The sequence below is a fragment of the Alteromonas sp. McT4-15 genome, assembly GCF_020515205.1.
In the GTDB taxonomy this organism is placed as follows: Bacteria; Pseudomonadota; Gammaproteobacteria; order Enterobacterales; family Alteromonadaceae; genus Alteromonas.
The window spans coordinates 60533-74836 of the sequence record NZ_JAJALG010000004.1; the positions used below are offsets into that span (position 1 = coordinate 60533).

The following is a 14304-nucleotide window of genomic DNA, read 5'->3' on the forward strand; positions in this document are numbered from 1 at the left end:
TCTATTTTACTGTTTTTAATGAGATGCACTCGACGGTGGTGCGCTACCAAAGGAGGAAACGATAGCCAACAATTCGTCGATTTGCTGTTCGTTGTTAAAAATATTGTCTATGTCGCCAATTGATGTGAATGGCATTTCGTAAAGGCTACTTACATCGATAGCACCACTGCGTGCAATTTGCCGTTTTAGCATGCCCAGGAATTGCACTTGTTTTGCAGTGAGTGACGGGTAGTGCTGTATAAACTCAGCAAACTTGCTATTCACCAGCTCAGCATCTAAGCCAACGATAGTGCGAAGTATTTGTTGTAGCGGCACTGCTGTATCGTAAAAGCCTTTTAATGTTTCAAGGTCAATATCTGGATGTTGGGTGTGTATCAGGGTATTAAGCGAAGATAATTCATCTTCACTGACTTGCTCGCCATTTTTGATTTTTTGCAATACCGGGGCGTTGTCGAATACATCTTGTAAGGCTTGTTCTACCCGCAGCCTGTATGCCCGCATATCCACTGCACTTAAATAGGTTTTCTGTGGCTCGGCGACTTCATCACTGTCGGTAATATCGATCACCGGGGCTGTTGAAGGTGGTGTATTGCCTTTCTCGATATGCTCCATGATACTACGCAGGTCTTCACGCACTGACTCAAGCTCGTCATATGAAGCCGATTGCCACCATGAAGGTTCACGACATTGTTTGATAAGGTCTGCCTTGGCCTTTACCTGGTTCTTACGCATTTCCAGTTGCCACAACAAACCGATAGCTTTGCCAGTGAGGTCGTCAAAGTTGGATGAGTTTTTTAATTTCTCTTGTTCTATTTGGGTAATAAGTAAGTCCCACTGATATGCATTGCTGTGGCCGCGGGTATCCATGCCGCGCATAAGCGGGGCAATTTCTGTTTCCAATAGAGTCACGGTGTTGGGAGCAAATTGCTGAAGAATGCCAAGATCAGAAAGTTGTTTTTTTACTTTCCACTTCTCTCGCACCGCTAATGAATCGTCGTTCAGACTATTAATGGCTTTGTGGACCCAGCTTATAGCCATTTCAAACAGATCTGGCTCTGCGTAATGCAGTGCCAGTTTTGCCAATGATAGACGCGCTTCAAAGAGCCGCTGCATCATGCTTTTCGACTCATTTATCGTGACTTCACGTCGTTTGGCGCCGTGATATTCTATAACGCCCCAATGGTCAAACACCTGGAAATGGGTTTTATCTTTGCCCGGGCCGAACAGGTCTTTGCATAGGCGAGTGCCCCGACCGATCATTTGCCAGAATTTCACCGGAGATTTGACCGGACGCGCGAAAACCAGGTTTACAATTTCAGGTACGTCGATACCGGTATCCAGCATATCTACTGAAATAGCAATGGTAAGCTGGTCGTTGCTGCCTTCACCTTTGAAGTCGTCGATAAGGTCTTCAGCGCGGGGGTCATAGTTATCGATAACCTGGCAAAATTTACCACCATACTGTGGGTACATGTCATTGAATAACTCTTCGAGTAATTTCGCGTGCATGTGATTACGCGCAAACACGATAGTTTTGCCCAGGGTTTGCCCGTCTGCCTGGCGCTCGCCACAGTCCATCAGGTTCTGCAAAATCTTACGGTTGGTGTCTTTGTTGTATATTGCCCGGTCGATATCTGTGCTGTCGAAGTCCAACGTATTGGGGTCGATGCCTCTATCTTCCAGCTCGGCAACCTGTTCAGGCGTCAGTGCATGACCACGAATGCCTTCACGTAAAAATTTGGTAGTGTGCTTCACTGGATTATAAGGAACGAGATAGCCTTCTTCGATGGCCTTTTCTAAATCATAGTTACTCGTTGGCTGTTTAAAATCACAGCCGAACATTGAACAGGTTGAACGACTGACCATCTCAACGGGGGTTGCTGTGAGGCCTAACTGCAATGCATCGAAGTACTTGAAAATATCGCCATAGACATTGTAAATACTGCGATGAGACTCGTCGGCAATGATTAAGTCGAAAAAGCCAGGGTCGAATTTTTGAAAATGCTGCAACATAGCCGGGTAAGTCGATACAAATACACGGTTTTGTGTATCTTCCACACTCTTACTGGTTAACACAGTAATGGGCACGCTCAGCCATTCGCTGTAGGCGTTTTTAGCTTGTTTTCGTAATTCTTTGCGGTCACATAGGAACAAAATGCGCTTTACCCAGCTCGCTTTCATGAGAACGTCGGAAACAGCGATGGACAGGCGGGTTTTTCCCGTTCCCGTTGCCTGCACAGCCAGAGCCTTACGCTTTCGAGACTCGAAGCTTTCGCAGATGCGCTTTAGAGCCTCGTGCTGATATAACCGGTCAGTCAGAATCTCAGGCTTAGGTTTAACAGAGTTGAGTTTTTTGCGATTGTTTCGTTGCACGGTTTGGTACTGAAGACTTGACCGTGAATAAAACCCAAACAGGCGCCTGGGTGGGTAGTTCTGACTAGGATGGTCATCCCATATCCAGATATCATAACCATTTGTATAGAAAATAATGGGTCGGTGACCGTGCATCTTCTCTAGACCATCAGCATAGCCTTTAGCCTGATGCCTGCCTTTTTCAGCATCCACTGCCGTTTTTTTTGCTTCCACCACTGCAAGGGGTTTATCGTCATCATCCCACAGGATGTAATCGGCATAGCCGACACCTGTTGGTGTGGACTGATGGAGAATTTTGTTACGCTCGCGTGTGCTGCCGTAATCTACAGTAACCTGTTCAGGGTCTTCTACATTCCAGCCTGCACTGATTAATAAGCTGTCGATGAGATGCTTTCGGGTATCATCTTCGCTAAATGCCAGTGCGTCTGCTACTTGCTTAGCTTTAGTTCCTTTTTGCGCTACGCGTTGTTCCAATTCCTGCTTTGACTGCTCAAGCTGTTGGACTTTAGCTTGTTCGTCTTTGAGTTGGTCAAGTAACGCTGACATCTGCGCTTCTTGCTGGGCATATTTTTGAAGTAGCGCTTTCTTTTGCTTTTTGAACTGCGACTTTTCGCTTTCTTCAGGTTGGGGAGCAACGTATTCAGGAATACTAGTTACATCACCATTTGCGTAGGTAGCGAAAAGCCAACGGCCTAAATCGAATGCTTCTTTAATTAGCCAAAGTGCATTTTGCGTAGAAACTGTATCGCCATGAGCGGCCTTATTGCCATGAATACGAATTGCGTGCAACTTACTTACCACCACATCTGGAGTAACGGCTTCGAATGCATCGTTTTTGAGCAAATCAATAAATTGTGACATCCCTGGGCGAGGTAATTTGAGCTCGCCATACACAATATCCACGGTGCGTTCTGCAAAGCTGCGAAGTTTAGTGATTGCGCTTTGAGGATCAGAGAACGCATACTTCTCAGCAAACCCACCCAAACCGGCAAGTTCTTGCCAAGTACTTCTGAGAAATTCAAAGTTTATTGATTGCATAATATTTTTTTCGCTCATATTCCGTTAAATGCGAGAGGCATGCCAGTTTTTAACTTGCGCCATATTTTTCTATCCAATTATTTAACGTTTGATAGTTCTTCAAACCAAGTAGCTCTGAAGCACGCTTCTTGTTACCGCCAGTAACGTTGAGAGCTTTGCTGATATAAAACATGCATATATCAGCCACAACATCATTAATATCAATACCTTTAGCCACATCTAACGATTTAAAGTCCTCTCTTTTGCTTCTCTGTGTAATGAGCGCACTTTCGATGTCTGACCGTTGAATGGTTTTGCTCGAGCACCAAATTGAGGCCCTTAATAAGGTTGCATCCAATTCACGCACATTGCCTGGCCAAGGGTAAGAAGATATAAAATTTATTGCACTAGCAGAAAGTTTTTTATCATTATCGAAGTCTGAAATTGATTTCTTATTGTGTTGTTCAAGTAGGTATTCAGCGATAATCGGTAAATCACCTGCTCGTTCTCGAAGGGGAGGAAGATCGAGAACGCCGACAGCTAAGCGATAGAACAAATCTTCTCGGAAATTACCCTCTGCTACTTCGTTGATAAGATTTCTGTGGGTGGCAGCGATAATTCTTACGTTTACTGATCTCTTCTCCGTTGTACCAACTGGGCTGAATGTACCTTCTTGCAGCACCCGCAGTAATCGTACTTGGCTTTCTAACGGCAACTCACCCAGCTCATCAAGAAACAAGGTGCCGCCGTCAGCGTCTTCAAAATAGCCAGTAGCTTTTTCAGTTGCTCCAGTAAATGCACCTTTGACATGACCGAACAGAGTTGTATCGATAAGATCTTTTGGAATGGCGCCACAGTTGAGTGTTAGCAAAGGGCGGTCTTTGCGTCGACTAGAATTGTGAATTGCTTTAGCAAATAATTCCTTGCCGGTGCCTGTCTCTCCGTGTATCAGGATAGGCACATCTCGTGCTGCAATGATGGCTGCTCGTTGCTTGAGGCGCTCCATGTCGGGGTTTTGCGTAATTATGTTATCAAACTCAGCCGTGTCAGGAGCGTTTTTACTTAAGAGGGCGGTAAGCTCTGCATCTCGCTTGTTTACCAGGGCAGGTATAAAGTCAGCGGCAATATCAAAAGGTAAATTGACCTCCTGCACACCTTGTTCAATTGATGATTGTATAAACTTTGTAGAGTATTTTGCTTTTCCTAAAAGAATAGAGACAGCCGACATTGCTGGTGTGCCGGAAGTGATTTGTAGGAAAAGGTCACTTTTTGGATAAGATGCTTTTATCTTTTTTAATATGCTGTCGGCCGCGGTGTAAATTTCCGCAAACTCTATTGGGCTAGTCAGAGTGACTGGATTAAAACATACTTTTCCTTTGTACTTTGATAACAAAGCCTGTTTAAAATCTTCAACCTCGTCCTCGCTGTAGTTGTGGGCTATATGAAGCTCATCAAATGGTTTGTGTTCAATGATGCTCATCAGTGGACCAGGACCACCATTGCTGGTAGCGCCGGTAAGGTCCGCTTTTCCAACCCACGAAAATAGTATGGTCTTAACACCCATAAAATTATTTACTTTTATATAAAATATCTACTTATTGTATACGCTTAACGGTCTTTGTCAGCAATTAAATGCAAGCCTTGCATCTAGAGGTTGTTGATAGAAAAGGGCATAGTGTTTTGGTAGCACACTGAGTCGGTATAAAAGGCTTACATAGCGTAATTTCACGCTTTTTTAAGATTAGTTAAGCGCAGATCAAAAACCGGACACCAGATGCTACTTATCGATCACTTCATTTATTTAGTCTTGTACCTTTTCGAGTATGTCTTCTATCGGACAGCCAAAGTAATCGCAGAGTGTATCAAGCACTTCAAAGTCTACTCTTAACGCTGTTTCTTGATATAGCCGTGTAATTGTTCCCCTGTTAATACCTGTATCCCGAGCCACATCTACAATTTTTAGTTTTTTCTCGCCCATTAAGCGAGACAAATGACACCTAATCATACCAATTAACACCAAAATGTTCTTCTGTAGAGCAAAAAGTCTTGCAAAAGATAATTATGCTCTTATAATCAAAAATGTTCTCTAGGAGGTCATAATGATTTCTCCATGAGCTTTTAAGTCTACAAGAGGTGATGGTGTATGTCACAACAATATTTAACCACAGCTGAGCTGTCCAAAGTGATCAAGTACGACTGCCGTACGATTCGTGAGCAGTTAAAGGATTCTGTATTGATTGAGGGGGTTCATTACATTCGCCCGTTTGGTGGCCGAAAAATTTTGTATGACTGGGATGTGATTAAACGTGACATGTGCAAGTTTTCTAAGCAGGCAATGGCGATTCCTATGACCCAGGGAGGTGTGTCACATGGCTAGCATTAATGTGCGCAAAGAAACGGGGAAGTTGTACATCGACTTTCGTTATCGCAATGTGCGTTGTCGCGAGCAAACTGACCTGACTGATACCAAGAAAAACCGGGAACGTTTGCAAAAGCTGGTGGATAAGATCGAAGCTGAAATTTTGCTGGGGCAATTTGACTATGCAGCAACGTTTCCCAATAGCTCAATGCTAAAAAAGATCCGGCGGATTGATGCTGCGACTGAACGCGAAGATGTAACCCCAACATTTCGTCAGTTCGCCAAAATTTGGTATGACGAAAAATCAGTTGAATGGCGACAAAGTTACAAGGTGACAGTGGAAGGCATCCTTTCCCAACGAGTCATTCACTATTTTGGCGACTTCGCAATCGACTCAATAACCAAAGCCCAAATTCTTGATTTTAGGGCTGAGTTAGCAAACTCCAAAAAGAAAAATGGTAAGCCGCTGTCAAAGTCGCATATCAACCGACACTTAAAGATTGTTAAGGCTATCTTTGACGAGGCCTCCGAACGTTACAGCTTTGTATCGCCATACAAAAACATCAAGCTGTTAAACGTACCAAAATCGGATATTCAGCCATTCACGACAGAGGAGATCCTGTTAATTCTTGAAAATGTCAGGGAGGACTTTCGAGATTATTTTACTGTGCGCTTTTTTACTGGTCTTCGAACCGGTGAGTTAGATGGACTGAAATGGCGTTATGTCGACTTTGATAACCGACTCATTTATATCCGAGAGACGCTCGTGTGTGGGCAAGAAGAGTACACAAAGAATGATTTCAGCCAACGAGACGTGCAAATGAATGAGCCTGTTTTTCAGGCTCTTAAATCCATGGAACAGCGAACCGGTGATGGCACATTCGTTTTCGTTAATAAATGTGGGAAGCCACTCGATCACAATGCTGTGACCAAACGCGTGTGGTACCCGCTATTGAATCATTTGGGAATACCAAAACGAAATCCTTATCAAACACGCCATACAGCAGCAACCCTGTGGTTAGCTGCTGGTGAAAACCCTACCTGGATTGCTAACCAAATGGGCCATGCTAACACCGAAATGTTATTTCGGGTTTACAGCCGATTTGTTCCCAATCTCACCCGTAAGGACGGAAGCCAGGCTGATTCGCTGTTTCTGCGGATCTTGAATCAACCTCGCCCTAACAAGTAAGACAGCATTTTTTGGAGTACATGATATGAAGACGTTATCAGAAAAGTCACTGCAACCCCTTCTTGATGAAACAACGAATTTCTCTCGTTTCATGGGGCGTTATTATCTCCATGATTTTCAAGAAGGTGTAAGTGCGTGCGGTCAGGAATATTGGTTAATGACGTTGGCCGATGCTTCGGGAGAGCTGAAGGTATATTGCCATAACCCAGAATTGATGGAACAAAAGCCAATCGTGGGTATGTGGGTCCACATTGAAGCTTCTCTCAGCCAACCCAAAGGCATGGCTTATTTCTGTTGTAAAAACCTGCTGTTGGAAGCACCTTTTGAGCGTATCGGGTCCGATCTCTCATCATTGCCGCGTTCAGCATGTCCGATTGATTATGCGTTCGACGCTCTCTTTTTCATCGTGAGCCGAATTTCAAACCAGGTTTTGCGGGACTTTGTCCGAGACGTTTTACTTCAGCCTGATGTGGCTGTCAGCTACTTACGCTGCCCTGCCAGCGTTAACCATCACCATAACTATGAAGGAGGGCTCCTTGTACATTCCCTGGAAATGGCCTGGCAAATAATGTGTGCTGAGGAATTATCGACAGATGAACAAGATATCGCTGTGGTTGCTGCGCTATTGCATGATATCGGCAAGGTTTGGACCTTAAAACCTCAGCTGCGCCGCACGCCCATGGGCAGTCTGGTTGGTCATGATTATTTGACCTTAGAAGTGTGTGCTAAGCCACTTAAAAAATTGAGTGAGGCTGCTCCTGGATTCGCAAACCAGCTACGTCATGCGTGGACATGTCACTCTCCGAAAGCTCGCTACGGGTTTAAGCCGAGGACTCGCGTCGCAAAATATCTTCAACGTGTCGATCACAATAGCGCATTTGTTGGTTATCCAGAAACCTTCTTGCCTCGATTCTCACAAACGAGCGAAGCATTGGTAGGCAACCTTTAAAGCAATTAAACAAATTAATTGAATTAATTAAACAAAAGGAGATGGTTATGGCGCGACATCCTGAAATTCCGGACAAGGCAATCATTCAAGCTGGTAAGGAACTTGAGGAGTTAGGGAAAACACCTAACCCTGGCGCTATTCGGGCTCACCTTGGCTACCGCGGTGGCTTGATAAGAATCAAGTCAGTGTGGAACAGTTTTGTTCAGCAACGAGAACAGAAGCTGATACCCGAAACCCAGGCGGAGTTGACCTTTGACGCTTTGCCGGAAAGCTATGCGGAGAATGCGGGTGAATTAATGAAAAAGTTAAACGCTGCACTAGAGCAACTTATTCTTGAAGCGTATCAGCACAGCAGAAAAGTGTTCGAAAAAAGAATGCAGGATATCGAACATTCGGAGCGCTTAAGGCTTCAGGAATGGACCGACGCCGAACAGCAAGCAGACAAATCGATTTCTAGGCTTGAGGACGAGGTGAATGATCTTCAGAAGGAACTGACCTCGCTGGCGGACCAAAACGCAAAGTTGCTTATTGAAAATGCCGAGTTTAGGGGCCGCCTTGCCATTCTTGATGAGCGATTTGCATCCGAGGGTAAAGTTAAACAAGTAGGAGAAACCGTATGAGGTATGGAAAAGCGATCAGTGTCGATTTCACTCCACTTGCGGGCGATGCGCTTTTGGATGAGCTCGAAAAAGAGTTTCAATACCAAATGGATCTATCGGACGGTTGTTATGTCTTTTGGAATGACGACGCTTTTCAAGGATGGAGAGTGTCCCCGGCAACAACAGCCGAATCGCAGGCAATTCTTCAGTTTTTTGCTGACTGCGCCTGTCCAATAAGCCTACACCGACTTGGTTGCTCACTTTCTCCCAGAAACGCAGAGCATGGGCCTATTACCTCCAATGAGCTTGCTATCAGATGTTTACTACAAGGATTTGAAACGATAGCAAACTGGAAATATGACCCAAAAATTCAGAGTGTTTTGAACCTCTACAGAGCGACGAATGATTACCGGCTCGCTTGCGATATTCTGGCTACCTACTGGGAAGATATCCAGACCAATCAACTTTGCCCCGAGGTTTTCGATACCGTTATCGATTTGAAAACGCTCGGCGGTAAGCACTAGTTTGCCAACGCGTCCCTAAATTTGCACATGCTGGCCAGTTCCGTGACCTCGCCGCCAGCCACGTATTCTTCAGTGGCTTGCCACACCAAAGCACGCAGCGCTTCAATTTCTGTTTTCAATTCAGCCAGGGTGAAATGCACCACCTGTTGATCCAGCACCGTGCTGCCAAACAGGTTGCGCTGGCGTGTGTAATTGATGGTTTCGTTCAGCACATGCATCATGCCTTCGATGCTGTTGGCCGCGCCCCACAGGCGTTCCTCTTGAAACTGGATCATCTGGTACATGAAGCCTGCGCCTTCCATGCCAATCAAATTGCGCTGAGGCACGCGCACATTGTCAAAGTGGATCAGGCCGGTGTCGGAAGCCCACATGCCGATTTTGTGAATCTTCTTTTCGATCGTGATGCCAGGGGTTTTCATCGGCACGATGATCAGCGATTTGTTCTGGTGGGGTTTGCCTTCGCTGGTGTTGGCCAGCAGGCAGATCCAGTCGGCTTGCAGACTGTTGGTAATCCACATTTTGCTGCCGTTGATGACATAGTCGCTTCCGTCTTTTCTGGCGGTGGTTTTGACACCTGCAACATCTGACCCAGCACCAGGTTCAGACACGCCGATACAGGCCACCATGTCGCCTGCTACCGCAGGTGCCAGAAATTCACGGCGCAGTTCGTCGCTGCCGAACCGCGCCAAAGCGGGTGTAGCCATATCGGTCTGAACGCCGATTGCCATGGGTACGCCCCCACAATGGATTTTTCCCAAAGCCTGCGCCGCAACGACGGAATAGCTGTAGTCCAAACCCATGCCGCCAAACTCTTCCGGTTTGGTCAGGCCCAATAGACCCAAGTCACCCATCTTCTTGAATAGCGCGTGGGCAGGGAACATTTGCTCCTTTTCCCAGGTGGCCACATGTGGGTTGATTTCATTTTCTACAAAACGCTCGATTGTGCGTTGCAGTTCTTTGTGCTCTTGGGTCAGTCTCACTCAACTCTCCTGAAAACAAATCAAACGTTTGTTCGAAATAATAGCATCAGCTTTTGAAAATCGGAACTTTTAAATGCAATGAATTAACTCAACTTGACAGTCAATTTGATTTTGGAGTGTGACCCCCATGCCAGACCAGATTCGTTCAGCACAGCCTGAAGCCAGCCATGTTGACCCAGGCAGGCTGCATAAAATTGCGTCTGTAGCCAAAGCGGGTTTGAGTAAGTGCGCAGTGACCGTGAAGAACCTGGCGAGTCAGTTGAAGTCGACGGTGTCCGGTAACTTTTCCAAAGTGGTTGCATGTTTCGGGCAAGCGCCTTCAACTGTGCAGACTAGACAAAATGCCATTCCAGGCATATTGAAAAATCTGAAGCCCAGTCCGGTCGATCAAACCATGGTGTTGAAAAAACTGGATTCCACTGCGCCGAATGCTGTTACGAAGCAATTGGAAGCCTTGAGGAGCATGGAGTCGGTCGAGCGCTTGAAATCCGTTGTGAGTCGATCAATTTGCTCTGAAAGTGGCAAGGTGAACCTGAGTTTCATTGAGCATTTTTGCGGACTGCGTAACGATGCAGCCAAAGCGAGTCCAAATTTTCGTCCCTCGCCTTCAGAAGGAAAAACCGAGTTTTTGGCGCCTTTCAAAGACTTTTCCGTCGATATTCTGGCCAATGAAATTGAGTTGCTTGACAGCATTGTCAGCGATTGCGAGCGAAGTGATGTGGCAAAAGTGCAAGTGATCGCACTCGCGCGGCGATGAGAACCGTCTCTGACATTCTGAAGAATAGCGCGAATTTGATGTCGAAGATCAGCAGACATGAACTGCTGGTGAATCAGGCAGGTACGCCCAGGGCAGTGTCGAATGCCGCGAAAGAATGTCTTGCAGCTGTTGAGCAACTGCCGCCTAGCGGCAAAATCCTAATACCACTGACTTTTTATTCTCTCGGTAGTGGCGTATCAAAAAGTGCGGGCCATGCCACCTACATGGTGGTTGAGAAGAACTGGGACGACACCGTGAATTTGCACATGGTAAACCGGGGTGCGGGAAGCGGGTCGCACCCGCAACAGTTTGGCCAGCGTTTGAAGCCGGGCCAGCGACCAAAAATTGAATCAGCAGTATCCAAATGGAATTTGCCTATAGGGCAGAAAAAAGGATTTAGTCATAATTTTTTGTGCAAAACGTTGATGTACACACTCGACGCAGCCACAACGCACAATGGATGCGCAGTCGCAACAACTCGTGTTGATCCAAATCGACAGATGCGAGCGAACATCGAGCAGTTTTATCACGAGTTTGGACAACGTGTTGGTTGTAGGCCGGGCCCTACTGACCATCAGCCGATTTACCAGCGGTCCCAGAAAGACGGCAATTGCGGTTACTCGAATCTGAAAGCATCGATTCGTTATTTGCTGAACGATCAAAAAATGTACAACCAGATTGATTTGATAAAAACAGAAAAGGTTGCAAAACTGACGCTGGGTTATATGAAGGAGAATCTCCTGCATAACCTTAATGGGGATACTGCGGTATTGAAACGCTTTAGTTTTAATGCTGAAAATGCGGTTCAAAAGCTGACTGAGAAATTTGAAAAGGCGGAGCTGCGGACCAAAATGGACAGTGGGGCAGCTCTGCCATTGAAGTTACCGCCTCACTTGCAAAACGTGACAAATTAAGCCGTTATGGCCGCGCCACCCCAAACTGCATGGTTTGCACGCTACGTTCTTGTTGAAGGCAGGCAGTTAGCGCAAGCGCCAAAACCTGCCGGGTGTCGCGCGGGTCGATTACACCGTCGTCCAGCAACAAGCCGCTGGTGTAGAACGCGCTGGTTTGCGACTCGAATGTGTCAACAATTTGTTTCTTCATGTTTTCCAGCATGAACTCGGGCACTTCCATGCCTTTGCGGGCTGCGCTGGCCTGCATCACGGTGGCCATAGTGCCGGCAGCTTGTTCGGCACCCATCACCGCAGTTTTGCTGTTGGGCCAGGCGAATACAAAGCGGGGGCCAAATGCGCGACCACACATGCCATAGTTGCCAGCGCCAAAGCTGGCACCGCACAACACTGTGATTTGCGGGACGGTGGCGTTGCTGACGGCCTGTATCATTTTTGAGCCGTGCTTGATGATGCCGCCCTGCTCGGCCTCTTTGCCGACCATGTAGCCGGTCGTGTTTTGCAGATAGATGATCGGTGTTTTGGTCTGGCAGCAGCTTTGTATGAAGTGGGTGGCCTTGGTTGCACCCGCTGTGTCGATCGGCCCCAGATTGCTGATAATGCCAATGCTGACACCCATCAGTTTTGCATAGCCACACAGTGTGGCTGAGCCGTAACCCGCCTTGAATTCAAGGAAATCCGAGTCATCGACGATGCGGGCGATTACCTCGCGCATGTTCACCGGGGTTTTGATGTCGGCAGGCATCACCCCCAGCAATTCTTCCGAGGGGTAGCGAGGTGCAGGCGCGTTTTCGTTCATCGCAGGCAACACACTGCGGTTGCTGTTGTTCCAGTCGATTTTAGCCATCACTTCACGGGCCAGTGCAATGGCATGCCGGTCATCATCGGCGATGTAATCGCCCAGCCCGGAAATTGAGCAGTGCATGTCGGCACCACCCAGTTCTTCATCGGTTGCAATTTCACCCGTGGCGGCTTTCAACAAGGGTGGACCGGCGAGAAACGCGCGGGCCCGTTCGCGAACCATGATCACCACGTCGCTCAAACCTGGAATATAAGCCCCGCCTGCGGTGGATGAGCCGTGGAGCACATTGACCACGGGCAAACCAGCAGCGCTAAGCTTGGCAAGGCGGTAGAAGTTGCCACCGCCCAGTATGAAGTGTTCGACTTTGTACTTCAGAAGGTTTGCGCCCGCTGATTCGCCCAGATTGATGAAGGGCAGTTTGTTTTCAAGCGCGATGTCTTGCGCGCGTTGCATTTTCTCGATGCCCATGGCTTGGAGTGCTCCGGCTTCAATGCCGGAGTCGCTGGCCACCACCATGCACAAGGTGTTTGATACATAACCCAAACCGGCAATAATGCCGCCGCCCGGAATGCTTTTGTCAGCCTTCTGCCCGTCTTGCATGTAACCAGCCAGCGTGCTGAGTTCAAGGAAGGGGGAGCCTGCATCGAGGAGCAGGGCTACACGGTCGCGGGGCAAAAGTTGGCCGCGCTTGGCAAATGAAGGTGCTGCTTTGGCCGATGCGTCGCGTGTGCGCTTTTCCAGTGCCCTTAGCTCATTCAGGGCCGCTTCCATATTGGCTTTGTTCAGTTCAAATTCACTGGAAGTGGCGGCTACAGCGCTTTCTAGAATAGGCATTGTGTGGGCTTTAAATGTCGGTTAAAAAATCAAACGTTTGTTTGATTTTGAACGCGAGGCTTGATCAAGTCAAGCCGCGTGCCTGCTTGAGTTCTTATTTACTTTTTGCAGCCGCACGTGCAGCATCGCGGCGTTGAATGACTTCCGGTACGCCGCCCAGATGAAAGCTGTTAAACGCCGGATTGGCTTTGCCTGTGCCGACTTGCCAGATGCGGCGCGCATTGGGCGCTGCACCGTCGATTCGAATACAGGATCCTGAAATGAATGAGGCAGCAGGGCTGCACAGGAATACCAGAGCACCAGACACCTCTGCTTCCAAACCCAGTCGTTGCAGGGGTATGGTTTTGTCCAGTTGCATGATGGTTTGCTTCATGGGTTCGGGGTAAGTGTCCATGCCGCTTGATGCGATGAAGCCGGGAGCTACCGCGTTCACTCGCACGGGTGCCCATTCATTGGATGCCGTTTCCGAAAAGTTCAGCATGCCCGCGCGTGCGGCGCCGGAGTGGCCCATGCCCGGCATGCCATTCCACATGTCGGCGATGATGTTGGTAATGGACATGTCTGCCTCGCCCAAATGCAACATCATGTATTGGTTGAATACTTCACGGGCCATCAGAAAGCCGCCGGTGAGGTTGTTGCGCACCACGGTCTCGAAGCCTTTGCCGCTGATCATGTTCAAAGGGGAAGGAAACTGGCCACCCGCATTGTTAATGAGGTGGTTGATTTTGCCGTGTGCGGCCAGCACATCGGCCACGGTTTCCCTGACTCGGTCTTCTTCGCGAATGTCGCAGCTGTGCAGTGAAATTTTGACGGAACAGGTTTGCTCGATCTCCGCTTTGACGGTTTCGAGTTTTTCCATTTTGCGACCGACCAGTGCAAGGTCGGCACCCAGGCTGGCCAGTTCATGTGCGGTGCAGCGACCAATGCCCGAGCCGCCGCCAGTGACCAGCACGGTTTGGCCTGCAAATAGATTTGGGCGGAAAACGGACTGAAAGCTGTTCAAGAGATTC

13 protein-coding genes are annotated in these 14304 nt (G+C 47.7%); 7 read left to right on the forward strand and 6 right to left on the reverse strand.

Annotation, left to right across the window (positions count from 1 at the left end; translation table 11 throughout):
• Positions 1-15: 15 nt before the first annotated feature.
• From LHL20_RS04790 to LHL20_RS04800, 3 genes are all read right to left on the reverse strand, one after another.
• Entirely contained in the window at positions 16-3411 is a 3396-nt protein-coding gene (locus LHL20_RS04790; RefSeq protein ID WP_226432456.1) for a DEAD/DEAH box helicase family protein, read from the reverse strand.
• Positions 3412-3460: 49 nt separating this feature from the next.
• Positions 3461-4954, reverse strand: coding sequence for a sigma-54 interaction domain-containing protein (locus tag LHL20_RS04795; RefSeq protein ID WP_226432457.1), 1494 nt, complete (start codon positions 4952-4954; stop codon positions 3461-3463).
• A 237-nt stretch (positions 4955-5191) separates the two neighbouring features.
• On the reverse strand, positions 5192-5395 hold the full coding sequence (locus LHL20_RS04800; protein ID WP_226432458.1) for a helix-turn-helix domain-containing protein: 204 nt from the start codon (positions 5393-5395) through the stop codon (positions 5192-5194).
• A 138-nt stretch (positions 5396-5533) separates the two neighbouring features.
• Between LHL20_RS04800 and LHL20_RS04805 the strand changes: the two genes are divergently transcribed.
• Genes LHL20_RS04805 through LHL20_RS04825 form a run of 5 tightly spaced genes read left to right on the forward strand, consistent with a single transcriptional unit; the run spans position 5534 to position 9010 of the window.
• Entirely contained in the window at positions 5534-5767 is a 234-nt protein-coding gene (locus tag LHL20_RS04805) for a hypothetical protein (protein WP_226432459.1), read from the forward strand.
• Positions 5760-6938, forward strand: a complete 1179-nt coding sequence (locus LHL20_RS04810; RefSeq protein ID WP_226432460.1) for an Arm DNA-binding domain-containing protein — start codon at positions 5760-5762, stop codon at positions 6936-6938. The genes LHL20_RS04805 and LHL20_RS04810 overlap by 8 nt, the downstream gene beginning before the upstream one ends.
• 25 nt (positions 6939-6963) lie before the next feature.
• Positions 6964-7887, forward strand: a complete 924-nt coding sequence (locus tag LHL20_RS21225) for an HD domain-containing protein (protein WP_413228880.1) — start codon at positions 6964-6966, stop codon at positions 7885-7887.
• 47 nt (positions 7888-7934) lie between these two features.
• A complete protein-coding gene (locus LHL20_RS04820) occupies positions 7935-8507 on the forward strand; it encodes a DNA-binding protein (RefSeq protein WP_226432461.1) in 573 nt (190 codons plus the stop codon).
• Positions 8504-9010, forward strand: coding sequence for a hypothetical protein (locus tag LHL20_RS04825; RefSeq protein ID WP_226432462.1), 507 nt, complete (start codon positions 8504-8506; stop codon positions 9008-9010). Before LHL20_RS04820 ends, LHL20_RS04825 begins: the two co-directional genes overlap by 4 nt.
• On the opposite strand, the gene LHL20_RS04830 is transcribed toward LHL20_RS04825, so the two are convergent.
• Positions 9007-9990, reverse strand: a complete 984-nt coding sequence (locus tag LHL20_RS04830; protein WP_443983610.1) for an acyl-CoA dehydrogenase family protein — start codon at positions 9988-9990, stop codon at positions 9007-9009. The two genes, LHL20_RS04825 and LHL20_RS04830, sit on opposite strands and share 4 nt — an antisense overlap.
• 127 nt (positions 9991-10117) lie before the next feature.
• On the opposite strand from LHL20_RS04830, the gene LHL20_RS04835 reads away from it, so the two are divergent.
• Together LHL20_RS04835 and LHL20_RS04840 are read left to right on the forward strand one after the other, a co-directional pair.
• Positions 10118-10747, forward strand: coding sequence for a hypothetical protein (locus tag LHL20_RS04835; RefSeq protein ID WP_118845435.1), 630 nt, complete (start codon positions 10118-10120; stop codon positions 10745-10747).
• 38 nt (positions 10748-10785) lie between these two features.
• Positions 10786-11661: a hypothetical protein gene (locus LHL20_RS04840; protein WP_162898085.1), complete on the forward strand. Its 876-nt coding sequence runs from the start codon at positions 10786-10788 to the stop codon at positions 11659-11661.
• Between the two features lie 4 nt (positions 11662-11665).
• Here the strand turns inward: LHL20_RS04840 and LHL20_RS04845 are convergent, their stop codons facing one another.
• Entirely contained in the window at positions 11666-13294 is a 1629-nt protein-coding gene (locus LHL20_RS04845; RefSeq protein WP_118845430.1) for an acyl-CoA carboxylase subunit beta, read from the reverse strand.
• A 94-nt stretch (positions 13295-13388) separates the two neighbouring features.
• Complete coding sequence (locus LHL20_RS04850; protein WP_226432463.1) at positions 13389-14297, reverse strand: SDR family oxidoreductase; 909 nt, start codon at positions 14295-14297, stop codon at positions 13389-13391.
• Positions 14298-14304 lie beyond the last annotated feature (7 nt).